At 42.8% G+C, this 25,838-nt stretch carries 22 protein-coding genes, 10 tRNA genes and 2 pseudogenes; 9 read left to right on the top strand and 25 right to left on the bottom strand.

The genetic code is table 11. From position 1 onward, the window contains the following. Nucleotides 1-116 precede the first annotated feature (116 nt). The 4 genes from sixA to Xentx_RS01640 all read right to left on the bottom strand — a co-directional run bounded on the left by sixA (nucleotide 117) and on the right by Xentx_RS01640 (nucleotide 5,046). A complete protein-coding gene (gene sixA, locus Xentx_RS01655) occupies nucleotides 117-599 on the bottom strand; it encodes a phosphohistidine phosphatase SixA (RefSeq protein WP_074018529.1) in 483 nt (160 codons plus the stop codon). Between the two features lie 365 nt (nucleotides 600-964). Then, entirely contained in the window at nucleotides 965-3,148 is a 2,184-nt protein-coding gene (fadJ, locus tag Xentx_RS01650) for a fatty acid oxidation complex subunit alpha FadJ (RefSeq protein WP_074018528.1), read from the bottom strand. After that, on the bottom strand, nucleotides 3,148-4,458 hold the full coding sequence (gene fadI / locus Xentx_RS01645; protein ID WP_074018527.1) for an acetyl-CoA C-acyltransferase FadI: 1,311 nt from the start codon (nucleotides 4,456-4,458) through the stop codon (nucleotides 3,148-3,150). The genes fadJ and fadI overlap by 1 nt, the downstream gene beginning before the upstream one ends. Nucleotides 4,459-4,749: 291 nt before the next feature. Then, on the bottom strand, nucleotides 4,750-5,046 hold the full coding sequence (locus Xentx_RS01640; protein WP_074018526.1) for a YfcZ/YiiS family protein: 297 nt from the start codon (nucleotides 5,044-5,046) through the stop codon (nucleotides 4,750-4,752). 362 nt (nucleotides 5,047-5,408) lie between these two features. On the opposite strand from Xentx_RS01640, the gene fadL reads away from it, so the two are divergent. Beyond that, nucleotides 5,409-6,719: a long-chain fatty acid transporter FadL gene (fadL, locus tag Xentx_RS01635; protein ID WP_074018525.1), complete on the top strand. Its 1,311-nt coding sequence runs from the start codon at nucleotides 5,409-5,411 to the stop codon at nucleotides 6,717-6,719. Between the two features lie 74 nt (nucleotides 6,720-6,793). On the opposite strand, the gene mlaA is transcribed toward fadL, so the two are convergent. Then, nucleotides 6,794-7,546: a phospholipid-binding lipoprotein MlaA gene (gene mlaA / locus Xentx_RS01630; RefSeq protein WP_074018524.1), complete on the bottom strand. Its 753-nt coding sequence runs from the start codon at nucleotides 7,544-7,546 to the stop codon at nucleotides 6,794-6,796. 184 nt (nucleotides 7,547-7,730) lie between these two features. On the opposite strand from mlaA, the gene Xentx_RS01625 reads away from it, so the two are divergent. Both Xentx_RS01625 and Xentx_RS01620 read left to right on the top strand, forming a co-directional pair. Further along, a tRNA-Arg gene (locus tag Xentx_RS01625) sits at nucleotides 7,731-7,805 on the top strand. A gap of 77 nt (nucleotides 7,806-7,882) precedes the next feature. After that, nucleotides 7,883-8,299, top strand: a pseudogene (locus tag Xentx_RS01620) (tyrosine-type recombinase/integrase); the annotation flags it as partial. Nucleotides 8,300-8,756: 457 nt separating this feature from the next. Here Xentx_RS01620 and Xentx_RS01615 read toward each other — a convergent pair. The 7 genes from Xentx_RS01615 to Xentx_RS01585 are packed head-to-tail and all read right to left on the bottom strand — an operon-like array spanning nucleotide 8,757 to nucleotide 14,705. Next, nucleotides 8,757-9,611 (bottom strand): tagatose bisphosphate family class II aldolase, encoded by an 855-nt coding sequence (locus Xentx_RS01615; protein ID WP_074018522.1) that lies wholly within the window; start codon nucleotides 9,609-9,611, stop codon nucleotides 8,757-8,759. Between the two features lie 9 nt (nucleotides 9,612-9,620). After that, a complete protein-coding gene (gene agaF, locus Xentx_RS01610) occupies nucleotides 9,621-10,055 on the bottom strand; it encodes a PTS galactosamine/N-acetylgalactosamine transporter subunit IIA (protein ID WP_074018521.1) in 435 nt (144 codons plus the stop codon). A gap of 9 nt (nucleotides 10,056-10,064) precedes the next feature. Beyond that, nucleotides 10,065-10,958, bottom strand: a complete 894-nt coding sequence (locus Xentx_RS01605) for a PTS system mannose/fructose/sorbose family transporter subunit IID (RefSeq protein ID WP_074018520.1) — start codon at nucleotides 10,956-10,958, stop codon at nucleotides 10,065-10,067. After that, a complete protein-coding gene (gene agaW / locus Xentx_RS01600; protein ID WP_074018519.1) occupies nucleotides 10,948-11,736 on the bottom strand; it encodes a PTS N-acetylgalactosamine transporter subunit IIC in 789 nt (262 codons plus the stop codon). Before agaW ends, Xentx_RS01605 begins: the two co-directional genes overlap by 11 nt. A gap of 10 nt (nucleotides 11,737-11,746) precedes the next feature. Then, on the bottom strand, nucleotides 11,747-12,229 hold the full coding sequence (agaV, locus tag Xentx_RS01595) for a PTS N-acetylgalactosamine transporter subunit IIB (RefSeq protein WP_074018518.1): 483 nt from the start codon (nucleotides 12,227-12,229) through the stop codon (nucleotides 11,747-11,749). A gap of 14 nt (nucleotides 12,230-12,243) precedes the next feature. Then, nucleotides 12,244-13,413 (bottom strand): SIS domain-containing protein, encoded by a 1,170-nt coding sequence (locus Xentx_RS01590; protein WP_074018517.1) that lies wholly within the window; start codon nucleotides 13,411-13,413, stop codon nucleotides 12,244-12,246. Further along, entirely contained in the window at nucleotides 13,410-14,705 is a 1,296-nt protein-coding gene (locus tag Xentx_RS01585) for a D-tagatose-bisphosphate aldolase, class II, non-catalytic subunit (protein WP_074018516.1), read from the bottom strand. Before Xentx_RS01585 ends, Xentx_RS01590 begins: the two co-directional genes overlap by 4 nt. Nucleotides 14,706-15,312: 607 nt before the next feature. Here Xentx_RS01585 and Xentx_RS01580 point away from each other — a divergent pair. Next, nucleotides 15,313-15,783, top strand: coding sequence for a glycosyltransferase family 9 protein (locus tag Xentx_RS01580; protein WP_074018515.1), 471 nt, complete (start codon nucleotides 15,313-15,315; stop codon nucleotides 15,781-15,783). Nucleotides 15,784-16,075: 292 nt separating this feature from the next. Here the strand turns inward: Xentx_RS01580 and Xentx_RS01575 are convergent. The 7 genes from Xentx_RS01575 to Xentx_RS01545 all read right to left on the bottom strand — a co-directional run bounded on the left by Xentx_RS01575 (nucleotide 16,076) and on the right by Xentx_RS01545 (nucleotide 16,814). Next, nucleotides 16,076-16,151 (bottom strand) — tRNA-Val (locus Xentx_RS01575). A gap of 22 nt (nucleotides 16,152-16,173) precedes the next feature. Beyond that, nucleotides 16,174-16,249: transfer RNA gene (locus tag Xentx_RS01570), tRNA-Lys, on the bottom strand. A 30-nt stretch (nucleotides 16,250-16,279) separates the two neighbouring features. Then, nucleotides 16,280-16,355, bottom strand: a tRNA-Lys gene (locus Xentx_RS01565). A 30-nt stretch (nucleotides 16,356-16,385) separates the two neighbouring features. Further along, nucleotides 16,386-16,461, bottom strand: a tRNA-Lys gene (locus Xentx_RS01560). A 46-nt stretch (nucleotides 16,462-16,507) separates the two neighbouring features. Beyond that, nucleotides 16,508-16,583 (bottom strand) — tRNA-Val (locus Xentx_RS01555). A 45-nt stretch (nucleotides 16,584-16,628) separates the two neighbouring features. Next, nucleotides 16,629-16,704 (bottom strand) — tRNA-Val (locus tag Xentx_RS01550). Nucleotides 16,705-16,738: 34 nt separating this feature from the next. Continuing rightward, a tRNA-Val gene (locus Xentx_RS01545) sits at nucleotides 16,739-16,814 on the bottom strand. A 282-nt stretch (nucleotides 16,815-17,096) separates the two neighbouring features. Between Xentx_RS01545 and gltX the strand changes: the two genes are divergently transcribed. The 3 genes from gltX to Xentx_RS01530 all read left to right on the top strand — a co-directional run bounded on the left by gltX (nucleotide 17,097) and on the right by Xentx_RS01530 (nucleotide 18,927). Further along, nucleotides 17,097-18,512: a glutamate--tRNA ligase gene (gene gltX, locus Xentx_RS01540; RefSeq protein WP_074018514.1), complete on the top strand. Its 1,416-nt coding sequence runs from the start codon at nucleotides 17,097-17,099 to the stop codon at nucleotides 18,510-18,512. A 197-nt stretch (nucleotides 18,513-18,709) separates the two neighbouring features. Further along, a tRNA-Ala gene (locus tag Xentx_RS01535) sits at nucleotides 18,710-18,785 on the top strand. Between the two features lie 66 nt (nucleotides 18,786-18,851). Next, nucleotides 18,852-18,927, top strand: a tRNA-Ala gene (locus tag Xentx_RS01530). Nucleotides 18,928-19,067: 140 nt separating this feature from the next. Here the strand turns inward: Xentx_RS01530 and Xentx_RS01525 are convergent. The 6 genes from Xentx_RS01525 to Xentx_RS01500 form a co-directional block, all read right to left on the bottom strand. After that, the gene (locus Xentx_RS01525) at nucleotides 19,068-19,820 is read right to left on the bottom strand and encodes an SDR family NAD(P)-dependent oxidoreductase (protein ID WP_074018513.1); all 753 of its coding nucleotides are present in this window, start codon (nucleotides 19,818-19,820) and stop codon (nucleotides 19,068-19,070) included. A 195-nt stretch (nucleotides 19,821-20,015) separates the two neighbouring features. Next, nucleotides 20,016-21,206, bottom strand: a complete 1,191-nt coding sequence (locus Xentx_RS01520) for a NupC/NupG family nucleoside CNT transporter (protein WP_074018763.1) — start codon at nucleotides 21,204-21,206, stop codon at nucleotides 20,016-20,018. Nucleotides 21,207-21,382: 176 nt separating this feature from the next. Then, nucleotides 21,383-23,401 carry an NAD-dependent DNA ligase LigA gene (ligA, locus tag Xentx_RS01515; protein ID WP_074018512.1) on the bottom strand — a complete coding sequence of 673 codons (2,019 nt, stop codon included), beginning with the start codon at nucleotides 23,399-23,401 and terminating at the stop codon, nucleotides 21,383-21,385. A 109-nt stretch (nucleotides 23,402-23,510) separates the two neighbouring features. Continuing rightward, nucleotides 23,511-24,518 carry a phage integrase gene (locus Xentx_RS01510; RefSeq protein WP_074018511.1) on the bottom strand — a complete coding sequence of 336 codons (1,008 nt, stop codon included), beginning with the start codon at nucleotides 24,516-24,518 and terminating at the stop codon, nucleotides 23,511-23,513. A gap of 84 nt (nucleotides 24,519-24,602) precedes the next feature. After that, nucleotides 24,603-24,836, bottom strand: a complete 234-nt coding sequence (locus Xentx_RS19485) for a hypothetical protein (RefSeq protein ID WP_074018510.1) — start codon at nucleotides 24,834-24,836, stop codon at nucleotides 24,603-24,605. Beyond that, nucleotides 24,833-25,120 carry a helix-turn-helix domain-containing protein gene (locus Xentx_RS01500; protein WP_074018509.1) on the bottom strand — a complete coding sequence of 96 codons (288 nt, stop codon included), beginning with the start codon at nucleotides 25,118-25,120 and terminating at the stop codon, nucleotides 24,833-24,835. Before Xentx_RS01500 ends, Xentx_RS19485 begins: the two co-directional genes overlap by 4 nt. A gap of 94 nt (nucleotides 25,121-25,214) precedes the next feature. Here Xentx_RS01500 and Xentx_RS01495 point away from each other — a divergent pair, with 94 nt between their 5' ends. Both Xentx_RS01495 and Xentx_RS19480 read left to right on the top strand, forming a co-directional pair. Beyond that, complete coding sequence (locus Xentx_RS01495) at nucleotides 25,215-25,568, top strand: hypothetical protein (RefSeq protein ID WP_074018508.1); 354 nt, start codon at nucleotides 25,215-25,217, stop codon at nucleotides 25,566-25,568. A 14-nt stretch (nucleotides 25,569-25,582) separates the two neighbouring features. Continuing rightward, nucleotides 25,583-25,660: pseudogene (locus Xentx_RS19480) on the top strand (Cox family DNA-binding protein); the annotation flags it as partial. Nucleotides 25,661-25,838: the final 178 nt, after the last annotated feature.

Raw genomic sequence — 25,838 nt, 5'->3', positions numbered from 1 at the left:
GAACGGAATTACGCCAGTATGTTGGCTCTGGCGTTTATCATTGTCTGGTTGCCCATGTGGGCTGAATGAATTATGACCTTAAAACATCAACAGACCCTAATAATTAAGGTGTCTGGTTAGGATTTCGCTGCTAATTGTGCAGGAGATGTTTGCCATAACAGACACCCTTTTTCTGTTTGGTGATCCAACTCGACACAAGCAATGCTGGATGTAGCAAACATCGGCGGAGTTTGTCCTGGGCAAAGCTCAGAAACCAAATAGCCGACTAACGGTAAATGGGAAACTACCAATACAGATTTATGTCCTTGTGTTGACAAAACATGCAAGTAGCTGGCAACTAACATGGCATCTCCTGATGGCGTTAACTCAGCCAGTATTTCTTCATTATCAGGAAGTGCCAGATTTTCTCGCACAGCCTTTAATGTTTGTTCTGCACGGATATAAGGGCTGACCAAAACACAATCGATACCAGGCGATTGCTGCGAAAGCCAACCAGCCATAGTTTGTGATTCCTGGCACCCTCTGGGTGTAAGTTCCCGTGCTGCATCACTGATTGCATCCAAAGCAGCATCACCATGACGCATAATAAAAACGTACATAATCCACCGTTTAGTTAATTTTGAATCTGTCCCAAAATAATCCACACATTAGCTTGCATTGAGATAAGTTATTGGTTATATGGCATTAATAAGTAAGTTGAAAAACTATTATCAAGCTAATATTTGATCGACACTCTCTATATATTTATAGAGAGTGTAAAAACGTTTCAGTTAGAGCTAGTCCGCATTCTGCCCTAAAATAAGGGGAAATAAAATGGCTAAAAAAATTTATATATCTATCGTTATGTTGTAAGACAATTTTTATATAGAAAATAAAAAAACCATGAATAATCACTTAATTCCCATAAAAAATCGGCTCTTAATTAAAAGAACCGATCTGACTGTTTTAACAAGTAAAATTCAAATTATGCGTGAAATTTCTTTTTCTGTTCGGCCATCTGGACTAAACGTCCACAGGGGGCAAACCTTTCCCCATATTGCCCCTCCAGACGACGTAAAATTTCTACAACTTTATCACTGCCAAGCTTATCAATATAACGGAATGGCCCTCCCAGGAATGGCGGGAATCCGATGCCAAATACAGCACCAATATCACCATCACGAGGACTTCTGATAATCCCCTCATCCAAACAGCGCACTGCTTCATTCAGCATCAGCATCACACAACGCTGGGCAATGTCAGCAGGCAACATTTTTATAGCTGGCTTGATCTTTAATAAGGAATAAATCGATGCGTCCACTTCTTTGTTGGATTTTTTGCCAAAAGACCAGAATGAGCTTTTTTTACTCGCATACAAATAGAAACCACGGCCATTCTTTTTGCCCTTTCGGTCATCCTTCAAAATTGCATCCAAAATCTCTGGCGCCTCAAATCGGCTTCCCAATTCTTCTACCAAAACAGGGATAATTTTAGTGCCTACATCTATACCAACTTCATCCAGCAGATTGATTGGGCCAATAGGAAAACCGAAATTCATTAAAGCATTATCAATATGTTCAATCGGCTCACCTTCCAATACACAATAACCAGCCTCATTAATGTAAGGTGTCAGAATTCGGTTCACATAAAAACCTGCTTTATCCCCGACAACAATCGCTGTTTTTCCCTGTTTCTTGGCCAACGCCACAGCAGTTGCGATCGTTTTTTCACTCGTTCCCGCATGTGGAATGACTTCCACCAATGGCATTTTGTCTACAGGGCTGAAATAATGAAGGCCAATCACCTGTTCTGGTCGAGTCGCGGCTTCAGCGATCTTATGGATTGGCAATGAAGAAGTGTTAGATGCAAAAATAGTTTCAGGTTTCGTATTTTCTTCAATTTCTGCAACCATTTTGCGTTTCAATACTAAATCTTCAAATACAGCTTCAACTATAATATCAGCTTGCTTAAACCCACTGTAATCCGTCGTTCCTGTCAATAGCGACATCTGACGAGAACGCTCACTTGATTTCAAACGACGCTGTTTTACCCGCTTAGAAAGAAGATCCCATGTATATTTCAATGCCTGATTGATGCCTTTTTCATTAATATCTTTAATGCGAACAGGCAAATTTCCTCGAGTCACAGTCACATTGGCAATACCGCCCCCCATTAAACCTCCCCCCAAAATCCCTACATGTTTGATTTCGGCGGGCTGTTCTAAAGAGCCAGTTTCATTCTTCAACGTTGTAGAAGCAAAAAACAGGTTCCGCAATGCTTCTGATTCCTGCGTCATCGCTAACTCACCAAATGCTTTGGCTTCAAGCTGAAAACCTTTCTCTGAGCCTTTTTCCAGGCCGGCACAAATCACATTGATGATTTTCTCTGGTGCGGGATAGTGGCCACGAGTTTTTTCTCGCGTTTTTTTATGAACCATTTGGAATAACAACGGCCGGCCTAATGCACTTGCCAGTATACGCTGCGGCCATGCCAATGGCTTACGCTTCACAATACCTTTTTTAACATATTGTACAGCAACATCTAGCAAGATATCTAAAGGAACCGCCTCATCTACAACACCCAACCGTTGCGCCTGTTTTGCCTTGAGCTGACGGCCTGTCAATATGATGTCTAAAGCAGTACTGACACCAATCAAACGAGGCAATCTCTGCGTTCCACCTGAACCTGGTAATAACCCTAGCTGAACTTCCGGTAAACCAAGACGTGTTTTTTCATCCAAAGAACAGATACGCGCATGACAAGCCAATGCCAACTCCAGCCCACCACCTAAGCACGCGCCATGAATCGCTGCCACAACAGGCAAAGGGTAATTGGCAATCTGCGCAAAGAGCTTTTGACCTTTTTCAGCCAATTTTGTCGCTTCTTCCTGAGTTTGGCAATTCGCTATCATGCTAATATCAGCACCTGCAATGAAGGTATCTGGCTTGCCGGATACAATAACCAGCCCTTTCAAGCCTGAAACTTGTTGCGCTTTTTCAAACATAATCAGGAACTGTTCAACAAATTCAGCTTTCAGTGTGTTAACTTTCTCTCCTGGTACATCAATGGTGATAATTCCCACCTTGTCGTCCCTGACAGAAAAACTGAATACCGATTGATCCGGTTGCATTGCTGCTGACATAACCGTTTCTTTTTCAGCCTGAACCATTATTCTACCTCCAATACCATTGCTGCACCCAAACCACCAGCGGCACAAGCTGTCGTTAACCCAAATCCACCACCGCGGCGACGCAATTCATTCAACGTCTGGGTAACCATTCTGGCTCCTGTCGCCGCAAATGGATGCCCATAAGCAATTGACCCACCTAATACATTGAATTTATCCATATCCACTTCACCAATTGCCTGAGTACGCCCCAATTTTTCGCGGGCAAATTTTTCACTGGCAAACATTTTTAAATTCGTTAGTGTTTGGGCAGCAAATGCTTCATGCATGTCGATAAGCGTCAGTTCATTCAGAGTGATACCAGCACGATCCAGTGCCAACGGGGTTGCATAGGACGGCCCCAGTAACATGTCCTGCCAAACATCAATGGCAGAAAATGCATAACTACGTAAATACCCTAATGGAACTATACCAAGCTCTTTGGCAACAGATTCACGCATTAACATCACTGCTGCTGCACCATCCGTCAGTGGTGTACTGTTTGCCGCTGTCACTGTGCCATGTTTACGATCAAAGGCCGGACGCAATTTAGCATAAGAAGCTAAGGTTGAGTTTTTTCTGATATTGTTATCTTCTGCCAAGGTCTTACTGTATGGCGGGAAATATGCCGATATAATTTCTTCTTGCAAAAGCCCTTGCTCCCAGGCTTTGGCGGCCAATACATGAGAGCGGTGCGCAAATGCATCCTGATCTTCGCGACTGATATGATAAGTTTTTGCCATCTGCTCAGCGGTATCTCCCATTCTCAATCCCGTGGAATACTCAGAAACAGCAGGAGACACAGGCAATAAATCACGTAATTTCAATCGACTGAGTAATTTTAATCGTTGGGTGAGACTTTTGGCTTTGTTCATGTCAACTAACGTGCGCGCCAATGACTTAGTCACTCCGATGGGCAAAACAGATGAGGAATCCGCACCTCCAGCGATCCCTATATTGACTACTCCTGCCATAATACTTTCAGCCACATTTGCAATTGCCTGAAAACTCGTTGCACAGGCACGGGAAACACTATAAGCATCAGTATTCACACTTAAGCCTGCCCCCAAAACAATTTCCCTTGCAATATTTGGAGCTTCCGGCATTTGAACCACCTGTCCAAAAACCAATTGGTCGATCTTCTCAGGCGACAAACCGCTCCTAATGACCAGCTCGCTTACAACAGCCTTTCCCAAGTCAACAGCCGGAATACCGTGGTAGAAAGTGGCCTGTTTCGCAAAAGGAATGCGTAACCCGCTGACAATAGCTACACGTTCCCTCTGCGGTATTACTTTTGTTGAAGAACGACCCATAGCAACTCCTAATTATTTTAACTAAATCAATTGATTGATTAAAAACATTTACTCACCCCATAAGAGGTCAGACCTGATGATGCATTGTTAACGTAATGTTGGAAAATAGCAAATAGGTATAAACTAAAAATGAGAACAAACTCAACTTTAAACTATTTATAATTTATACAGCTTAAATGAAGAATAAGCGACAGGAGTACAAAGAAAAGACAATGATTTACAATCTGTTACAAGCAATTTTCTCACTGTTTGGTATAGCAAAACAATGAGAAAACCGTTGTTCAGCGTGAATTAACGCAAGCCTAATTGAAAAATGAGGGCTTCTGCTTGACAACTAAAGGTAAAATCCACAGATAATTGCATTCCACCATCAACCGCTTCGATACTATGGCGTATAACACATGGATCAGATTCCACTGATTTTGCCTTTTTGATCAAAATATTAAGTATAACTTCTGCTTCTTGTGCACTCGCAAAAATACACTGGTAAGAAGCGGTGCAATCTTCATTATCAATAACTGTTCCCACATCAACACAACAGCAAGCAGCCGTTTCTTCGGCACTACAACGGTTAATAACATCAGACATTTAATTTCTCTCCAGCTAAAAAAACTTGCTGATAATTCTACGTTCTCTTAAAGACCGATAACCAGCATTTACGCTGTTTGAAGCCATTTATCTCATGATTTATTGATCTGACCACGCCAATAAAAATCCATTTACACTTCATTAACGGAAGCCGTCTACTTTTTGTTAAGCAAGTCCCAATTTAAGAATCATTTTAGTTATATTTAGAAAACATTCTTGCAACACATTCTACTATCAAGCCTATACTTCGTTCACTGGTCTGATTTGTCATTGTTGTCATTGCGACAAATCGACTCTACAATCCCGCGCTCTCAGCTACTTGAGTGGCATGTTAATAATAATTAGACAGTGAGGTTTTGGTTATGGACCAGAAAAACCTATTTACACGTTCAGTATTAGCAGTGGCGGTTGCAATCCTCTCATCCAACGCTAGTGCTGCTGGTTTTCAATTGAATGAATATTCGTCATCAGGACTAGGCCGTGCATTTTCTGGGGCAGGTGCCGTTGCAGATAACGCTTCCGTAGGAAGTCGTAACCCTGCGGCCATGACCTTATTTGATCGCCCATCGTTTTCTGGTGGTTTAGTGTATGTCAACCCAGATGTTGATATTACCGGGAAATCACCTGTGACTGGTCAGAGCACAGATGCTAAAAACATCGCACCACATGCATGGATCCCAAACCTGCATTTTATCACTCCAATCAATGATCAGTGGTATATTGGCGCATCAGCTGTGAGCAACTTTGGCTTATCCACAGAATTCAGTAATAATTATCCTGCTGGCCTAGTTGGTGGGAAAACATCACTCAAGACGTTGAACTTTAACCTAAGTAGTGCTTACAAATTTAATGATCAATTCAGCTTTGGCTTAGGTGTCAATGCTGTTTATGCCGATGCCAAAATCACTCGTCATATGGGTGAAACTGGCCCTGCAACAGCCAGAAAGACAGGACTTAATACCCAAGCAACTACTGAAGCTGCCAAATTGGAAGGTAAAGATTGGGGCTATGGCTGGAATGTAGGATTTCTATATCAGTACGATGAAAACAACCGTTATAGCCTGACGTATCGCTCCAAAGTTAAAGTTAAGTTCAAAAAGGGGGATTACAGCAATGGAATGCCAGCGCTGCTCCCTGGTGGCCTCGCTGGTAACACCATTAAAGGTACTCTGGATCTGAACTTACCTGATATGTGGGAACTTTCAGGCTATAACCGTGTTGCACCACAATGGGCAATTCACTATAGCTTCTTGTATACAGGCTGGAGCGAATTTAAAGAATTACGTGGTAAAAGCAAAGATTCCGGCGCTACCTTATTCCACAAGCACGAAGGTTTCCGCGATGCTTACCGTATCTCGCTAGGTACAACTTACTATTATGATGATAACTGGACATTCCGTACCGGTATCGCCTTTGATGAAAGCCCTGTACCAGCCAAAAATCGTTCTATTTCCATTCCGGATCAAGATCGTTTTTGGTTTAGCTTAGGAACCACTTATGCATTCAATAAAGATGCTTCCGTGGATGTCGGTGTTTCCTATATGCGCGGTAAGAAAGTACACGTTAGCGAGAAACTGCAAGAGAATGCACCTGCTCCTTTCAATACACCATATGAGTTTGATTCCAAAGGAACTGCATGGTTGTATGGTATAAACTTTAACTACTCGTTCTAATACGTGTTCTAACCGAATAGTATAATTAAAAAAAGGATAGTACCCGCTATCCTTTTTTAATTATAGATACCTACTTAATCTATAGAATCCAATTCATCTTGAATACTTGCCGCATTAGGATTTTTTTCCGGCTCCAACTTGCCGCCATTGGCCATAAAATCGTGACGTTGGAAGTAAGCGTCACGCATCATCAAATAAGGATCTGAAGAGTTTTTTAGCAGGCCATCAGAGTTCAGCAAGCGAGCGCGGGTTTCTATACCTTCGAACACCCACTTGCCTACTGACATCCAACCAGTGAGATAACTCAGAATGGGATAAGTCATATCCGCAAAGTTACCGCCTTCATCACGCAATGTAAAACTACCGTAACCAGGCAGAACAACATATGGGCCATACCCCACGTTATAGTGCCCTAATGTGCTACCAAAACGCATTGGATCTTCTTTTGCCAGTTTGGGATTCGCCATGGAAGCAACATCAATAAGCCCCCCCATTCCCAACAAAGTATTCAAAAAGAAACGATTAAAGTGTTTCGCACCTTCATGAACATCACCACGCAAAAAACTGTTTACCATGCTGGCTGGTTCTTCAAGATTACTCATAAAATTGCCAATGCCATTTCGCGCTGGCATCGGCACATAATTACGCCAAGCTACAGCAACCGGGCGCAGTATATACGGGTCGAGAACATTATAATTAAAGTTGAACATAGTGCGGTTAAACCCTTCCAGCGGATCAGAACGCCCCTGTTCCATCGTATTCGATGAACTGGCACATCCCACAAGTAAGATTGCTGTAAGAGCAACCCCGCTCAGACGATACTTCATATTGTTCTCCATATAATTATTTTTAGATATTAATTATCGCGCTGTATACCAGCTATTGCACCCAATATGTAAAATATACTGCCAATCTTTCATTAGTGGTAATCAAAAAGAGTGGTGATTATATAGGCAAACAGTTCGCTATGCCTTATCTCTGACAAGAAAAACAGGTATACTACGTTTCATTGTCTCCTTAGTTAAATGGATATAACAAGCCCCTCCTAAGGGCTAGTTGCAGGTTCGATTCCTGCAGGGGACGCCATTCTACAGTTCGCCTCAATTCCTAATAGTTCGCAAAACCCCTCAATTATCAGCATTAACAAAAAATAACCGTTCGTAGAGATTCTACAATATACTGCCCTACGAACTATTAAAATTCGCAGCATGTTATGGAAGAACATTGATTTTGATAATCGACTATTTACTATCAATCCATCAGTAATGAAGGAGCGGTGGCTACATATAGTTCCTATGTTCAATCAGGTTGTTAAATTGCTCCAAAATCTACACCCTATAACCTCCAATATTTCCGATTTTGTATTCCCGGGTAGAAATGACCGGAAAAAACCTATCAGCGAAAATGCTGTCCTGTTAGTTATTAGGAGAATAGGATATGACGGTTTAGCTAGTAGTCATGGGTTCCGACATCAATTCAGTATCATATTGAATGAGCATAAATTTAATCATGATGTGATTGAGAAACAATTAGCCCATATTATTGGTAATAAAACCAGAGATGTGTATAACCATGCATAATATTTAGACCAACGTCGTGAAATGATGCTGTGGTTCGCTGACTATATCGATAGGATATCAGAGATAAAATAGTTATCATCTAACGACAAAGCTACTATCACTACATAGGGCAGAAATCTGCCCTTCAACATACGAGACAATCCCGCATCTAAAATCTGCACCACACAGGAGGGTTTGAATCTAAGCTGTCCAATAAAAGTACTGGACAAAAAGATTTAGCCGATTGTTTTTTCGTGATTATTTTTTGCGCATATCTTAATGAGTTGTCCAAAGTTGAATAGCAGATCAAAGTGAGGAGCCTCCTAAATTGGTAACCCCTTAAGCTCAAGTCAACACTATTATTAGGCAAACCACAGATATAGAAGAGCCAGTCATTGTGCTCTCTATAAAGGTCGCCCCTGAGACCCACTACAAAAATCGTCATCAAAGTATAAAGGGCGACTACCCTAATTTGTGATTACATCATTCCTGCGCTACCACAAATGTGAATTTTAGTTTCGACCACCTTGCGCATTGCCTCCTTACCCGGTGTGATATATTTGCGCGGATCATTTGCATCCGGGTGTTCAGTAAAATACGCTTTAACTGCGTCAGCAAAAGCAATTTTCAGATCTGTCGCCACATTTACCTTGCAGATTCCGAAATTAATTGCACGCCGGACCTGCTCTTCAGGGATACCCGATGCACCATGCAGCACCAGTGGAATATCAACCTGCTGCCTGATAGCGGCCAGACGATCAAAATCGAGGTGCGGCTCCCCGTGATATAGGCCATGCGCTGAACCTATCGCGACCGCCAGTGAATCAATACCGGTACGGGAAACATACTCTTTCGCAGCCATAGGATCAGTATAGAAACTATCTTTGCTATCGACGGCTAAGTCATCTTCCTGACCACCAAGCCTGCCTAATTCTGCCTCAACACTGACATCGTAGTTTTGACAAAACCGAACTACACGGGATACCGCCTCGATATTCTGCTCAAAAGAGAGATGTGAACCATCAATCATCACAGAACGGATACCGGACTGCACCTTATGACAGATATCATCATACTCTTCATGGTGATCCAGATGCAGTACTACCGGTAAATGGTTAATATGCGCCGCTTCACGACAGATAGATACCATATATTCCAACCCTGCGTAGATAAAGGTGCCGGGTGTTCCCGCCAATATCACCGGTGATGACAGTGCGGCTGCGGTCTCTACCACCACCTGCACTGTTTCAAGGTTATGGACATTAAAGGCAGGCACAGCGTATCCACCACGCTGCGCTTTTTTCAGCATTTCTCGGTTAGAAATCAGATACATGTTATCTCCTCAGATACCATCAATACCCTGTGATGCCTGTCTTTCACGCTGCTGTTCATGCCACAGGCTGGTCAGCCCACGATGTCCGCATTCCAGTGCCATGTCGCGAAACTCAGTGACTGTCATACCGTCACGCTCAAGCATCATTTCCGCAACCATCTGCATATTAGTACCAGTAATAACCTGATATGCAGGATGATTTAATGCCATCTGCGCAGCCTGTCTGAACGGAGAACCGCCGAGCAAGTCAGTGAGAAAAACCAGCCCTTCACCCTGATCACATTGGTAGCACGCAGCCTCCAGTGCTTTTTTCAGTGCCTCAGTACACATTCCTTCTGGAAAATCCACTGCTACACACTGCTCTTGCGAGCCGATAACCTGTTCTACCGCCTGCAACAGACCACTGGCGAAACCGCCATGTCCGGTTATCACTACACCTAGCATCTGCACTCCTTATAGAAAACCAACTAACTTACCGACAACCCCAAACACCACTGTGATGCCAATCAATTTCACAGGTGATGCTCCCTTCTTCATCAGCCAGTAAACCAGTAGAGTAAAAGCCAGAGGCAACAGATTAGGCATCACTTTATCCAGTACATCCGTCTGTAGAGCGAGCTTCGCTTCGCCGGCCTTCAAGACTAACGGTGTGGAAAGATGAACGTAGGAAGCCACCAGCGCACCTATTACTGTCATACCGACAATTGAAGCCGCATGGGAGATGTTCTTGGTGTGCGCTTTCAGCATGGCAATCGCTTTGATTCCTGCCCGATAACCGTAATGTGCCAGTCCGAAACGCAGGACAAAGTGCGCAATGTTAAACATCAGCAGAAAAATAATTGGCCCGAATAAACTGCCCTGAAGTGCCAGAGAAGCACCAATACCGGCACAAATAGGTAGTAGTGTTAACCAAAATAAAGCATCACCAATCCCGCCTAAAGGCCCCATCAATGCAACTTTCACGGCACGGATGGTAGACACCTTCTCTTTACTCCTTTCCATCGCTAGTACAAGCCCAGACAGAAAAGTGACGTCAAAGGGATGGACATTGATAAACTCCATATGCATTTTCATGGAGTTGGATAAGTCTTGTGGATTTTTATGGATCTTACGCAGTGCTGGTATCAGGGTATATAACCAGCCCCCCGCCTGCATACGTTCATAGTTAAACGATGCCTGTAATAATAGTGAGCGCAGTGCCATTACGTTAATATCGCGGTTTGTCAGTTCGGGACTATGCTCACTATCAATATAGTCGTCCCGATCAACCTGACTGGTTGCTATGGCCTGAGCCATCCTCTGTTCCGCTTTTGCCGCCAGCGCTTCATCTGAGTCATTAAATGCCATCGTTCATCTCCTGTGCGGTAGTCTGAGAACCAACATCCTGATTGTCATTGCTGTCGTTACGGGTACGATTAAAGAAATCAATCAGTGCGATTGCGAATGCGCCGAGTGCTACTGCAATAATCGGCATATTCAGGAAAGTCACAGAAATAAAACCTAGAATGAAGTAGGCCACATAGGTTTTTTTCATCATGAACTTCATCAGTAATGAGAAACCGATAGCAGGCATCATTCCCCCTGCTACCGCAAGGCCATCAAGCAACCATTGTGGTGCTTTCCGAACCATTGTGCTCGCCGCATCTGCACCGAAATAGATCGGCAGGAAAGCAACAATAAAGTAGAAAAAGAACAGAATGAGCATACCGAAGTAATTGACCCATTCGACACCACGCCAGTTCAGTTTTTTCACCATTTCATCGCACTTATGCATCATCGGTGAATAGATAGTAAACAACAGTGTGATACAACCCTGTACGGCTATCGAAAACGGCACAGCTATTCCTATCGCCACTTTCGGATCGGCATGGGTCATGATCGCAAATGTTGTCCCAATTACTCCGCCAATAACCACATTAGGCGGCTGCGCTCCGGCCAGCGGCACCATTCCCATCCAGACCAGTTCCAGCGTTCCGCCAACCAGCAGACCGGTCTGTACATCCCCTAAAATCAGCCCGACCAAAGGGCCAATCACCACGGGACGGTGAATGTGAGTCAATCCGTTGAACAGATCAACACCGGCGATCCCTGCCAGTAAGGCTATAAACAGTGCGTCAGTAAACATACTGATCTCCTCAGCTAATCAGCTTAGAGACAGATTCACCTGCTTCATCCGGCACCCGACGGATTTCACAAGTGACTCCCAATTTATCCAACTCACGGAATGCATTGACGTCAGCATCATCAACAGAGACCGTTTTGTGGATCTGTTTTTTTCCTTCCGAGAAATGCATATTTCCGACATTGACAAATTTGATAGGAACACCCCCTTTAACCAGAGTAAGTACATCCTGAGGCGTTTTGCAGACAATAAAAATTTTCTGTCTATCCGCCGCCTTGTGGATTACATTGATTGTTTTCTGCAATGTGAAATAGCGGGTTTGCACACCGTCAGAGACCACCATATCCATTAAAGATTGCGCAACAGGGTCGGCGGCGGCTTCATCATTTGCCACCACAACCAAATTCACATCCAGTGAATTTGTCCAAGTCACGCCAACCTGACCATGAATCAGACGATTATCGATTCGGGTCATCAATATGTTTGGGGCAGACATACTCACTCCTATTATTATTTTGTATGTTGGCAAGGGTATAATTGGACACCTTTTACAACCCGGTTTACTTCCCCTGTCGGGCAAGGATTATCGGGTGATAAGCTATGTGACAACGAGGTATTGAATGCCAACAACTGGAAGAAGATAAGATATGGAAACATCAACCAAATATCAGAAAGCCCGCTATTCAGTTCAACAGCTCCCGGCAGTGGCAGACTGCTAAGCGGAATAATCTGTTTTGCCAGTTCATCATGTTTTAGTTCATTGAGTAGATCGATATCATAACGGCGACAATACGCTTCCGCCGACAGCATAACGACAACTAAGGTATTTTCATCAATCATGAATTTAGGCCCGTGACGTACGCCGAGTGTAGAGTCAAAACGGGTTGCCACTTCACCGGCTGTCAGTTCGAGCATCTTCAGGGCACCTTCTTCCGCGATACCGGTAAAACAGCCGGAACCCAATGCTACCATTCTGCTGAAACCGGACTGCGACACTTTCTGAACCAGCGGCAACCATTCTGAAAAACACTTTTCACAGAGAGTGGCCATCTCTTCGACTAACTGACCTGCCCGTGCAAAATCTGGTTTTCCAAGCAGTAGCAATGTTGCCAACATCATGCAACTGAAGCTGGATGTCATTGCAAAGCTACGATCATGAGAACCCTTGGGCATAATCAGCGAACAGGCATTGTTCTTGCCCTCTGCGCGCTTGACCTTTACATAATGGGTAAGTGAACCATCAGGATTACAGGTAAGTATCAAGTGATAAACATCATCTGCCAACTGATTCACCAGCTCAATTGCACCGACACTTTCAGGGCTGTTACCGGAGCGTGCATAGGAGACCAGTAAGGTCGGACGCTGCTTTTCAAGATATTGCCACGGTGTCGGCACAATATCCGTTGACGCATAGGCATAGACATTCAATCCACAATGTTCACGTAACCACGGAGCCATCGCTTTACCGATAAAAGCGGAAGAACCGGCACCACAGAGGATAATCTGTAAATCAGGCTTAACTAACAATGAAGACAAAAAAGGCTGCCACTGTGCCGCATTGGACTCTAGTTCACGATAAAGTTCACGCCATAAGCGGGGTTGATGGACAATCTCCTCTGCGGTAAACAGTGCATTGTGCTTCTCCAACCATGATTGTGAATATGACAGGATCGTCCTCATGCCCCAGCTCCTTCACTCTGTTCTTCGCACGCTAGTGCATACTGACGCAAAACGGTTCTCACTTTATCCATCACCCACACTTTCGGATCATGTTCCAGCCGCCCTTCTTTTACAGCTTCGGCCTGCTCAGGTAGGTACTGACTCAGCATCGACAAAGGTATTGGATTATTACGCAGGTTATTCAACAAATTATTAACTGCCGCTTCTGCCTCTGGCTCTGCCCAGTAGTAACGGATACGGTCACTAAGACTATATTGGCGGTCGATATATTGCTGATGCGCACTGCCTTTGTAATAAGGACTCCAGTGCTGAGGCTGTTCATGCATGATTTGTTCCAGCGTACTGTGCAGGTGAGCTGCGTTCAGCTCACCATTCCATTCACGGTCTAGCTTATCGAGAGCAAACAGCCCCTCACGCAGGGCAAACGTCAGCGCAGGCCCTACCTTTAGGATGGCAAAATGATCACGCACCAATTCACGGTAAACACGCAGAGTCTGGTAATCTGTAGAATGAGCCTCATAGACCAGATAGGGGACAGTTTCGATAAACTGGCTTAGTGCTTGTGCTTTCGCTGAGTTGTAATGTTTAACATTATGATGATCAAACTCGACGCCAGGTTGAACCACCAGGCCAATAACCCGCGACCAAACATCCGCTAAACCATGCTCTTGCCACGCGTGTTGATGAACTTTCAACGTCGTTTCTGCTGCCTGAGGTGAAGTGATCTGCATCTCTTCCATTGACTCTCTGGCACCTCCCGGTACAGGAACTTCAGTACCAATCACATAAACAGGGAGTTCACCACCGTGCTCTTTCCAACTGTGCTCAGCAACCTGACACAACCTCGCGGCGCGAGATGCTACGATTTCATCATTAAGCGGCACCGGATCATCAGCACAGGACATCGAACAATCGAGATGAATTTTCCTGAAACCTGCCGCAACATAATCGTAAATCAGTATTTCAGAGAGCCGCATAGCCTCTTGTGTACTACGGTTCTGCCATGCATTAGGCCCCAGGTGATCACCACCGAGCCAAACTCTTTCGCGGGGAAATCCTATTTTATCAGCAATTTTCCAAACCATTTCGCGGAAATCAGCCGGTTGCATTCCTGTATATCCGCCGAACTGATTAACCTGATTAGAAGTTGCCTCAATAAGTACCGAAGAATTTCTCTCTTTGGCGAAACGAATTGCACTTTCCAACACCCAAGGATGTGCCGAGCAAACAGAGTAAACTCCAACGTTCTCGCCTGATTTATGGCGACGGATCAACTGTAATAGTGGTTGCATAGTATCTCCAGTCTATTTAGATATGGTTAAAAACATTACATTTTTAATTAAAATAGATATTTCTTATTCATCAACCACAATGATGTCGACACCAAAGACAATCAGTACCCGACGGTAATCCAAGCTTCAAAGTCAAAACTATTCACTCCAGAAAACAATTACAGCAGAGTAGATCAATCGAAAATGTGATCCCTATTAAAGTTTATTTTAGAGCAAAACCACCACGAAAATATTTCATTTTCATTTAAATCGAAAGCATGACCTTTCATTCAGCTTATTCGTTCTTCTACTTAAAGACAGTCAGGAACTAGAATTAAAGGAATTAAAGGAATTAACAAACGAAAAATGCAGAAATAAACTCAGAGATACTATTTACAAAAAATATAAAGTGACCAAGATCACATTACTAAAAATAAGTAGAAATACTTACCAGCAATTCATCTTTTCGGGTACAAATCCATCAAAGATTCATAATTATGTGTTCACTATACTGGTTAGCAACAACGTAGTTTCGACTATATGCGGGAGGTTTTCTCAGTAGCATTAAAAAATAGACTATAATTAAATTAATCTTAAACGATAGAATTTTTAATTCTGATAATACCATATGAAAATAGCCATACTACGTAGAAATGGGTTTGGTGATCTCATTTGCACTCAACCATTAATAAAGTTTTTACAGAAAAGATATCCCAACTCAGAGATCAGTCTATTTATAGATTCTGGCAATGCTGAACTGGCTTATTATTTGTGTCCTGAAATCAATATCTGCATCATCCCTAAAGGAAATAAATACCCGGCTATTATTAAAACTGCATTAGCATTTCGTCGAAAAAAATTTGATATTGCTATATCAACCAAACCTACACCTATGAAGCTAAATAATCTATTCTTATGGCTATTAGGAGCTAAAAAACGCTATGCTGTTGTTACAAATAAACATTGGCATACAAAGTTAATTAACTATCCAGTGAATCAGGAACAAGTTAATGGTTACCATCAGGCATTAAAAGTATTGCGTATATTTTCACCTAATGAGAATAAATTATCTCCTGAATTTTTTCCTTGTATCAAATAATTTAAGCCATATTAAGTGGGTGATGAAAATCTTAATTTAGTATTTATTGTCTCTGGAAAAGAAAAAACAATTGTCGTAAAACAGGCCCTGCCTTATTTACGGGTAGCAGGTAAATCATGGCTGATTTCCCTTATTCGTTCGTATTTTTAATATCATGGCCTGATTGAAGAAAAAAAGTCACCCAAGAATATGCCCCTAATGTCTATTTTTATCCAGCGTACTATCTGTGAATTGAGACGGCTGATATAGCTCTAAGGTAAGCGAGTGTCTGATAAGAAATGCTGGGATGAAGTGGTGGGCGATACCAGATTCGAACTGATGACCCCCTCCTTGTAAGGGAGATGCTCTACCAACTGAGCTAATCGCCCACTTCATATCTTGATGCCTAAATGGTGGGTCGTGCAGGATTCGAACCTGCGACCAATTGATTAAAAGTCAACTGCTCTACCGACTGAGCTAACGACCCAATTAGGTAATTCTGATTTTTATATCTAAATGGTGGGTCGTGCAGGATTCGAACCTGCGACCAATTGATTAAAAGTCAACTGCTCTACCGACTGAGCTAACGACCCAATTAGATAATTTTGATTTTGATATTTGAATGGTGGGTCGTGCAGGATTCGAACCTGCGACCAATTGATTAAAAGTCAACTGCTCTACCGACTGAGCTAACGACCCATTCTAAATATCAGTGTGATACTAGATACGAAACAACCCAATGAAGTGGTGGGCGATACCAGATTCGAACTGATGACCCCCTCCTTGTAAGGGAGATGCTCTACCAACTGAGCTAATCGCCCACTTCACGATGACTATTAACGACATCAATACCACTGATTTATGATTGGTGGGCGATACCAGATTCGAACTGATGACCCCCTCCTTGTAAGGGAGATGCTCTACCAACTGAGCTAATCGCCCAATCATAAAATCATTTTTATCACTACGAGAGATATGGTGGGCGATACCAGATTCGAACTGATGACCCCCTCCTTGTAAGGGAGATGCTCTACCAACTGAGCTAATCGCCCCGTCGTGATGGAGTCGCATTATAGGGATAGTTCGAAGTGAGTCAACGCTTTTTATCACTAAAACAATCGTTCGTCGTAAAATTAAACAGAATGAAACAATTATAATCACACTAGGGTATCATTCGGGCGGCTTATTTTAGCTTTTCTCAATAACCTACCGTTAACGCCATTGAGGAATTGAAGTGCAGTGATAAAATAACTCCCACTGTTGTTACTTCAATTGTTACATCAATCATTCAACACGCTCTCTAATAAAGAGAAACGTAATTAAGGCAATTCCTGATGAGTAAAATTAAAACCCGTTTTGCACCAAGTCCTACTGGCTATCTGCATGTTGGTGGTGCGCGTACTGCTCTTTATTCCTGGTTATACAGTCGCCACAATCAAGGTGAATTTGTTCTTCGCATCGAAGATACCGATCTGGAACGTTCTACCCAAGAAGCCATCGACGCAATTATGGACGGGATGAACTGGTTAAATCTGAATTGGGATGAAGGCCCTTACTATCAGACCAAACGTTTCGACCGTTACAACCAAGTTATTGATGAAATGTTGGAGCAAGGCACTGCTTACCGCTGCTATTGTTCCAAAGAGCGTTTGGAACAATTGCGTGAAACTCAAATGGCTAATGGTGAAAAACCACGTTATGACGGAAAATGCCGCGATAGCGAGTGCCAGCATAGTCACGATGAGCCACATGTTGTACGTTTCCGTAATCCACAAGAAGGTTCTGTCATTTTTAATGACAGCATCCGTGGCTCGATTGAATTCAGTAACCAAGAGCTGGACGATTTGATCATTCGCCGTACCGACGGTTCACCAACTTATAACTTCTGTGTGGTAATTGATGATTGGGATATGGAAATCACCCATGTTATTCGTGGTGAAGACCATATCAACAATACCCCACGTCAGATCAATATCCTGAAAGCGCTCGGCGCCCCAGTCCCAGAATATGCCCATGTTTCTATGATCCTCGGCGACGATGGTAAAAAACTGTCCAAGCGCCACGGTGCAGTCAGTGTAATGCAATACCGTGATGATGGTTATCTGCCAGAAGCGCTGTTGAACTATCTGGTTCGTCTGGGCTGGTCACATGGCGATCAGGAGATTTTCAGCGTTGAAGAAATGACTGAACTGTTTAGCCTTGATGCCATCAGCAAATCTGCCAGTGCGTTCAATACGGAAAAGCTTCAATGGTTGAACCATCACTACATCAAGACCCTGCCAGCAGAAAAAGTTGCTGTACATTTAGCATGGCATATTGAACAGCAAGGTATTGATACTCACACGGGTCCAGAACTGGTTGAGTTGATCAAACTATTGGGTGAGCGCAGTAAAACCCTGAAAGAAATGGCTGAATCTTGCCGTTATTTCTATGAAGAATTTGCCGAGTTTGATGCTGATGCTGCGAAAAAACATCTGCGCCCAGTTGCTCGTCAGCCATTAGAAGTTGCCCGTGCGAAACTGGCAGCTATTACTGAATGGACACCTGAAAATATCCATCATGCTATTCAGGCTACGGCAGACGAACTGGAAGTTGGTATGGGTAAAATAGGAATGCCACTACGTGTTGCTGTAACAGGTGCTGGCCAGTCTCCGAGTGTTGATGTAACAATCCATGCTATTAACCAAGCTCGTTCATTAGCTCGTATTGATAAGGCTCTGGCTTATATTGCTCAGCGTGAAGCGCAATAAATCATCATTTACCGATGTTACGTCATAATGTAGCGTAAATAATCAAGGCACTCAATTTATTGCAGTGCCTTGATTTGTTGCCCTCCAAACTAGTTATTGGTGGCTTTTTCAGCGCTTACACAGAGAATATTAATGAATTCATTGACAGAATTCTCCGGTTTTCATATGATTCGCCCCGTTCTACAGGATTTTGATTTGGGGCTATAGCTCAGCTGGGAGAGCGCTTGCATGGCATGCAAGAGGTCAGCGGTTCGATCCCGCTTAGCTCCACCAAATACTTATCTTACTGACTCATCAGAGTAATCAGTATTTGGTATTCAAAACCTGAACTACATTTGTGGGGCTATAGCTCAGCTGGGAGAGCGCTTGCATGGCATGCAAGAGGTCAGCGGTTCGATCCCGCTTAGCTCCACCAAAATTCCTAATCCCTGAAAACGCCAGTTTTCAGGGATTTTTCTTATATCGCTGTATTCGTTATCCAATTAAGGGATAAGGTCGATTATTAAAAAAATTGGCTATAAGAGACTACCCCTGTCATCACTTATTGTATTTACACTATTGCGCTGTATAACCACCATCAATCGCGTAAAAAGCGCCAGTCGTAAATGAGCTTTCATCAGACAGTAAAAATGCTACAGTTTTTGCAACTTCTTCTCTACTTGCCATACGTTTCATTGGATGACTATTTGCCATCCATTCCCTGATTTCTGTAGGTAGGGCTTGCATGTACGGAGTATCAACATAACCTGGTCCAACGGCATTGATACGAACCCCCTTATCTGCAAACTCCAAGGCAACCGAACGCGTTAAACCAAGCACACCGTGTTTAGCCGTTGTATAAGGTGCAATACCAGGAATGCCTACAATACCGTTAGAGGACGAAAGGTTGACAATAGCCCCTCCTCCGCTTTGAATTATAGCGGGAATACCATATTTCAAGCCGAAAAATGTTCCGCTGAGATCGGTATTAATCACATCATTCCAATCATCAATGGAATAATCACAAATATTGATACCATGTGGCCCAGTAATGCCCGCATTATTGACCAACATATGTAATCCACCAAATTGCCCTATTGTGTTGTCAATCAATGCTTTGACTGAAAGATGATCCCTGACATCTGCTTCCATCGGAATTACACATTGTCCTGTGGGATCTATCCGTCTTGCTGTCTGTTTGGCGCGGGAAAACTGACGCCCAGTAATAATCACCGTCGCTCCACGATGGAATAATTCTTCTGCAATACCCTCTCCAACTCCCGTTGTCGCACCTGTAACAATCGCAATTTTCCTGTCAAAATAACTCATCATAACCCTCCGTATAGATATGGTTCTCCGTTATAGATAGCATTTCTCCATCTATTTGATTGGAAAACGCCCAATAACTTCAATTAATCTCGCAAGATACTCGTGCTATTAGAAAATTTACAGCAAATATAAAAAAAGTGGCATCTACCAAGACGCCACTTTCGATTGTTTTTTATCAAATCCAATAAAATAGATTTAGACGCTCAAAATCAGTCCGGTAATGGCTGCGGACAGGAAACTCACTAGCGTTGAGCCAAACAGCAATTTCATGCCAAAACGCGCGACAGTATTACCCTGTTTTTCATCCAATCCTTTAATAGCACCAGCAACAATCCCAATGGATGCAAAGTTAGCAAAAGAGACTAAAAATACCGACAGAATTCCTTTCGAACGCTCACTCAGTTGAGCTGCCACTTCTTGCATGCTCTGCATCGCTACAAATTCGTTGGAAACCATCTTGGTTGCCATGATACTACCTACTTTCAGTGCCTCATCACTTGGAATACCAATGATCCATGCAAATGGATAAAACACATATCCCATACACTCTTGGAAAGTAATACCAAATATCAGATGAAAAATTGAGTTAACTCCCTCAATCAAGGCAATAAAACCGATCAACATCGCTGTGACAATCAAAGCAACTTTGAAACCCGCCAGAATATATTCGCCCAACATTTCAAAGAAACTTTGCCCCTCGTGGAGGTTGCTCATATGGATATCTTCTTCATTCTCAACAGAGTAAGGATTGATGAGAGATAATATGATAAAAGTGCTGAACATATTGAGGATCAGGGCTGCAACTACATATTTTGCATCCAGCATCGTCATGTAAGCACCGACAATAGCCATAGATACCGTAGACATTGCCGTTGCCGCCATCGTATACATCCGACGTTCAGACATTTTGCTCAGCACATTTTTATAAGCAATGAAGTTCTCTGATTGCCCCAGAATCAATGAACTAACCGCATTAAATGATTCCAGCTTACCCATGCCGTTGATTTTAGATAGTACTGTACCTATTACACGAATGATAATTGGCAGCACTTTAATGTGTTGCAAAATACCAATTAAGGCGGAGATAAAGATAATAGGACACAACACATTCAGGAAGAAAAAGGCCAAATTCGCTTGTATCATGCCACCAAAAACAAAATTGGTGCCTTTTGCTGCATAAGACAATAGATGGACAAATAAATCGTCAAATCCTTTAACTATCCCCAAACCCGCGTTAGAGTTTAGGAAGAACCATGCTAGAAAGAGTTCGATTATAAGCAACTGAACTATATAACGAATCTTAATATCCTTCCGGTTATTACTTGTCAAAATCGCCAGGCCGCCAATTACGACCAATGCGAGGAAAAAATGTAAAATATGAGACATAGTCATAAAGAAGAGCTCCAAACCCGATTCTGTGCAAATTTATATCTGTATTTTATGCAACGCGTAGCAGTAAAGTTTGATTATTATCACACTAATTTACTATTTACGTGGTTACAAATCCCTATTTAGCCAACTCGATCACACTTTAATAATCGCCTCCCCAAGTGGAATGCGTATTATTCACCCAATAAACGGAGCATTTCCTCTTCATCAATAACAGAAATTCCCAATTCATTGGCTTTAGCTAACTTGGAACCCGCTGCTTCACCAGCAATAACCAAATCTGTTTTCTTAGACACGCTTCCTGTCACTTTTGCGCCTAAGGCGGTCAGCTTATCTTTAACTTCATCTCGGGATAAACGGCTCAATGACCCCGTCAATACTACTGTCTTACCAGCAAATGGACTGTCGACTTCATCAAAGTTCAGACTTTCAGTCGATTCCCAATGAATACCGATATTGTTAACTAGATCATCAATCACCACCTGATTATGTGGCTCATTAAAGAAATTCACAACATGGCGGGCAACCACACTCCCCACATCTTGCACCACAATCAATGCCTCAATGTCCGCTGCACGCAATTTTTCTAACGTGCCAAAATGAGCAACCAAGTTAGCGGCTGTCGCTTCGCCGACTTCGCGAATACCTAAAGAGTAAATAAAGCGTGCAAAGGTGGTTTTCTTCGCTTTTTCCAAGGCATTAATGACATTTTGCGCAGACTTAGGTCCCATTCGCTCAAGACCCGTTAATTTTCCGGCTGTCAGCCGGAAAAGATCAGCCGGCGTTTTGACATATTCTTTATCCACAAGCTGCTCAATAATTTTTTCGCCCATGCCATCAACATCCATAGCACGACGGGAGACAAAATGCTTCAATGCTTCTTTGCGCTGTGCTCCACAAAACAAACCTCCTGTACAACGAGCGACTGCTTCACCTTCGACACGCTCTATATCGGAGCCACAAACCGGACAATGTACGGGAAAAATGACTTCCTGAGTTTCTGCTGGTCTATTTTCATGAACAACTCCCACTACTTGTGGGATAACATCTCCGGCACGACGAATAATCACCTGATCACCAATGCGCAGCCCCAGACGTTCAATTTCATCTGCATTGTGCAGTGTAGCATTACTAACTGTAACACCTGCCACCAATACAGGCTCCAAACGAGCAACCGGAGTAATGGCACCGGTACGCCCTACCTGAAACTCGACATCACGGATGATAGTCATCTGTTCTTGAGCCGGAAATTTGAAAGCCGTCGCCCAACGTGGTGCTCTGGCAACAAAACCCAACCTTTCTTGTAATTCGAGGGAATCGACCTTGACGACAATTCCATCAATATCAAAGCCCAGTGTCGGCCGCTTCTGCTCAATGCCATGGTAGAAATCCATCACCCGTTGCGTTCCCTGGCATAACTTCACGTTGTCATTGACAGGTAGTCCCCACCGCTTGAATTGCATCAGGCGTTCGTAGTGACTTGCTGGTAACTCTCCGCCTTCCAGAACACCAACCCCATAGCAATAGAAAGTCAATGGGCGTTTGGCAGTAATGCGTGGATCAAGCTGACGTAATGATCCGGCTGCCGCATTGCGAGGATTCGCGAAGACTTTATTTCCTGTACGACGCGCTTCTTCGTTGAATTTTTCAAACCCAGCGTGTTTCATAAAGACTTCACCGCGGATTTCGACGCGAGCGGGAACATTATCTCCTTTCAAACGTAAGGGAATGGCACGAATGGTACGGACGTTGGCGGTAATATTTTCCCCCGTTGTCCCATCGCCACGAGTCGCAGCCTGTACCAACTCCCCATTTTCATACAGCAAACTGACCGCTAAACCATCAAGTTTTAGTTCACAACAAAACACCAAGTCCTGGTTGTCTTTCAGACGATCACGGACGCGTTTGTCAAATGCCAGATAGCTCTCTTCATCAAATACATTATCCAGAGATAACATAGGGATCTCATGGCGTACCTGTTCAAACACCGTTAACGGTGCCGCCCCCACACGCTGGGTAGGAGAATCCGCAGTAACCAGTTCTGGATACTGCTCTTCCAGTGCTTTTAATTCTCGCATCAAACGATCATATTCTGCATCAGGGATCTCTGGCGCATCCATAACATGATATAAATATTCGTGATGACGTAATGTTGCTCTTAATTCATTAATTTTTTGGATAATATTTTCCATGACTTCTCACCAGAGATGAAAAACCCCCGACTAGCGGGGATAAAGTAGCTCTTTACAAAAGAGCTACCATTGTTTTTCAATAAATTATAAATAATTTGGGGTATTATGGTTAACCATTTTCCCCCAACAGCGTGGATGAAATGTGGATGTGTCCCTTCAGTGGATTAAACTTGATGGCATCCAATAAGTAATCAGGCGAAAAGTGTGCATAGGTCATAGTTTGCTCAATGTTTGCATGCCCCATGATTTTCTGTAAGGTCAGTATATTCCCACCATTCATCATAAAATGAGCTGCAAATGTGTGTCGCAAAACATGTACTGCCTGACCATGCGGTAAATCCGGTTTTATATCTTTCAGTATCTTTCTATACGAATTGTAACTGACATCGAACAAAAGGCCTGTGGATTTTGTTTTTACTGCTGCCATTACTTCATTAGAAATAGGAATAGTCCTGTGTTTACCGTTTTTTGTTTCAATAAACGTAACACGATTATGCAGCATATTTTCAGCCCGTAACTTAGTAGCCTCTCCCCACCGAGCACCAGTGTTTAAGCATAAAATCGTCAAACGCCACGTGTCACCAGTAACTGCATTCAGTAAATTTGCAATTTCTGGCTCAGTAAGATAAGACATTTCCGGCTTTTTTTCCTTCAGTGCTTTAATTTCCTTGAGTGGATGTGTCCCTGTATATTCCTTTAAGCTAATCAGGGTATTAAAAACACCACTAAGCATTGTCATATCTCTATTGATTGTCGATGCTTTTTTACCTTCATACAACCGTCTGGAACGGTACTCAGTTAAAAAACGGGGGGTTAACTGGTAAGCAGCGGGATCACCCATATCTCTAATCATTCCCTGGATAGTCTGCTTTCTTTTAATTCCCCACGTTAAGTTTCGCCCTTCATAATTCCACCAAATGTCGAAAAGCTCCGACAATTTTCTAAAATCTTTCGATTTTGGTTTCCAATCTTGGTTATTAGAATTTGCTAAAATATTCCGTTCGAATGCGACTGCATCCGCTTTTTTCTTAAATACACGCTGGACTCGTCTTCCAGATCTGCCCTGCGGCCGTATGTCCACTTTATAACGTCCACCTTCAAGCGCTTTAATTGCCATGGCTGCGCCCTCCAGTTAGACGGGGTAGTTCTATACCTGTATGAAAAACATAGGATTGATAAACAGATAACCAATTTTTGGCTCTTAAAACGACAATCTTGTTGTCATGTGCCCACTGTGTGCGATAGCCGGTGAGATCTGACCAGCTTCAGGGGCAATCATTCCAGTGACAAACCATAATGAATATTTTTCTATTCTTTTCTGATTAAGTATTGAGCTAAGGAAAAGCCAATTTGCGGCAACGCCTCTCTCATCTAAATGTGAGAAATCAATTTTCTCAACTAATCCTATTTGTTTCAGTTTGTTAATAGTATTCATGCTGATTTTTCCTCCTGTTCGTAATTGTTAGGATTGAATAAAGCTGGAGCAATTTGACCTATTTCTGGTGCGGTCTTTCCGGTAATAAACCATAAGGTATATTTTTCAAATCTAGGGTGATTCAAAATTTTTGTGATCACGTCCACATCTGGCATAGTTTTTCCATTTTCATATCTCCATAAGGCATTTGTAGGAATTCCAATCATTTCAGCAGCTTCTGGGCGACTTTTTAGCCTTTCACTTTCTCTCATTAATAATAATTTTTCTCCAATAGTGATCTTCATATTGCAGTTCTCAAGTTTATGGTGCATTATTAGTTAAACAAAACCAAAACGAGGTATTTTATAACAGAAATACCCCACATAGAGAGATTAGCATATGCTGGAGCGAGATTTGAGGTTACTGTTTAAGATTCCAGATCCAATTACTGTTTCTGAATTTTGTCGACGTACTGGAAAATCAGAAAGTAGCGTTAGAAAACTGGTTGATAGACGCCGTCTGCCAATCAGAACAGAACGCCAAATCAATGGTGAAGGTTTTAGTGATATTCGCTTAATGATTATGTGGAATGAATGGCTGGAAATGGTTTATGACGTAAATGAAAAAATTCCATCTACTGAACGCATGGGCTGGAAATCGACTTGGTTTAAACGAGTTAATAAGTTACGGGAGGATTTGAAAGTAGTGCCTGATGAACTTCAATCTGTATCAGAGGCATTGGAAGAGCGCTGAAATATCGCAAGAGTAATAGAGCGATGCGTGATGCGTATTTGAATCGTCCAAAAGAGATTCGTGACGCGTGGTTATTATGGATTGGATTGTAAATCAACCAGTAAACAGAGGGTAAAAAAAATGAAACAACCAACACCCCTAGAACGTTCAAAGCTGCAACTAACGATGATAGCACGTCTGCATGATGTCTTTGCTGATATCAAAGACGAGGTTGAAATCACCCCTGAATATATTCAGGAAACGTTGGGGCAGTTTATGCAGGTTGCAACG

It is taken from the genome of Xenorhabdus thuongxuanensis (assembly GCF_001908095.1).
Classification (GTDB): domain Bacteria; phylum Pseudomonadota; class Gammaproteobacteria; order Enterobacterales; family Enterobacteriaceae; genus Xenorhabdus; species Xenorhabdus thuongxuanensis.
This window is presented reverse-complemented; position numbering and strand designations above follow the sequence as displayed.

Coding starts and splice junctions, on each gene's coding strand:
- fadJ (WP_074018528.1), bottom strand. CDS start 3,148: ATGGTTCAGGCTGAAAAAGAAACGGTTATGTCAGCAGCAATGCAACCG.
- Xentx_RS01640 (WP_074018526.1), bottom strand. CDS start 5,046: ATGTCTGATGTTATTAACCGTTGTAGTGCCGAAGAAACGGCTGCTTGC.
- gltX (WP_074018514.1), top strand. CDS start 17,097: ATGAGTAAAATTAAAACCCGTTTTGCACCAAGTCCTACTGGCTATCTG.
- Xentx_RS19485 (WP_074018510.1), bottom strand. CDS start 24,836: ATGAATACTATTAACAAACTGAAACAAATAGGATTAGTTGAGAAAATT.
- Xentx_RS01510 (WP_074018511.1), bottom strand. CDS start 24,518: ATGGCAATTAAAGCGCTTGAAGGTGGACGTTATAAAGTGGACATACGG.
- Xentx_RS01520 (WP_074018763.1), bottom strand. CDS start 21,206: ATGTCTCATATTTTACATTTTTTCCTCGCATTGGTCGTAATTGGCGGC.
- Xentx_RS01585 (WP_074018516.1), bottom strand. CDS start 14,705: ATGCAACCACTATTACAGTTGATCCGTCGCCATAAATCAGGCGAGAAC.
- fadI (WP_074018527.1), bottom strand. CDS start 4,458: ATGGGTCGTTCTTCAACAAAAGTAATACCGCAGAGGGAACGTGTAGCT.
- Xentx_RS01500 (WP_074018509.1), bottom strand. CDS start 25,120: ATGAAGATCACTATTGGAGAAAAATTATTATTAATGAGAGAAAGTGAA.
- fadL (WP_074018525.1), top strand. CDS start 5,409: ATGGACCAGAAAAACCTATTTACACGTTCAGTATTAGCAGTGGCGGTT.
- ligA (WP_074018512.1), bottom strand. CDS start 23,401: ATGGAAAATATTATCCAAAAAATTAATGAATTAAGAGCAACATTACGT.
- sixA (WP_074018529.1), bottom strand. CDS start 599: ATGTACGTTTTTATTATGCGTCATGGTGATGCTGCTTTGGATGCAATC.
- mlaA (WP_074018524.1), bottom strand. CDS start 7,546: ATGAAGTATCGTCTGAGCGGGGTTGCTCTTACAGCAATCTTACTTGTG.
- Xentx_RS01615 (WP_074018522.1), bottom strand. CDS start 9,611: ATGTATCTGATTTCTAACCGAGAAATGCTGAAAAAAGCGCAGCGTGGT.
- Xentx_RS01590 (WP_074018517.1), bottom strand. CDS start 13,413: ATGAGGACGATCCTGTCATATTCACAATCATGGTTGGAGAAGCACAAT.
- Xentx_RS01605 (WP_074018520.1), bottom strand. CDS start 10,958: ATGGCATTTAATGACTCAGATGAAGCGCTGGCGGCAAAAGCGGAACAG.
- agaV (WP_074018518.1), bottom strand. CDS start 12,229: ATGTCTGCCCCAAACATATTGATGACCCGAATCGATAATCGTCTGATT.
- Xentx_RS01525 (WP_074018513.1), bottom strand. CDS start 19,820: ATGAGTTATTTTGACAGGAAAATTGCGATTGTTACAGGTGCGACAACG.
- Xentx_RS01580 (WP_074018515.1), top strand. CDS start 15,313: ATGAAAATAGCCATACTACGTAGAAATGGGTTTGGTGATCTCATTTGC.
- agaF (WP_074018521.1), bottom strand. CDS start 10,055: ATGCTAGGTGTAGTGATAACCGGACATGGCGGTTTCGCCAGTGGTCTG.
- Xentx_RS01495 (WP_074018508.1), top strand. CDS start 25,215: ATGCTGGAGCGAGATTTGAGGTTACTGTTTAAGATTCCAGATCCAATT.
- agaW (WP_074018519.1), bottom strand. CDS start 11,736: ATGTTTACTGACGCACTGTTTATAGCCTTACTGGCAGGGATCGCCGGT.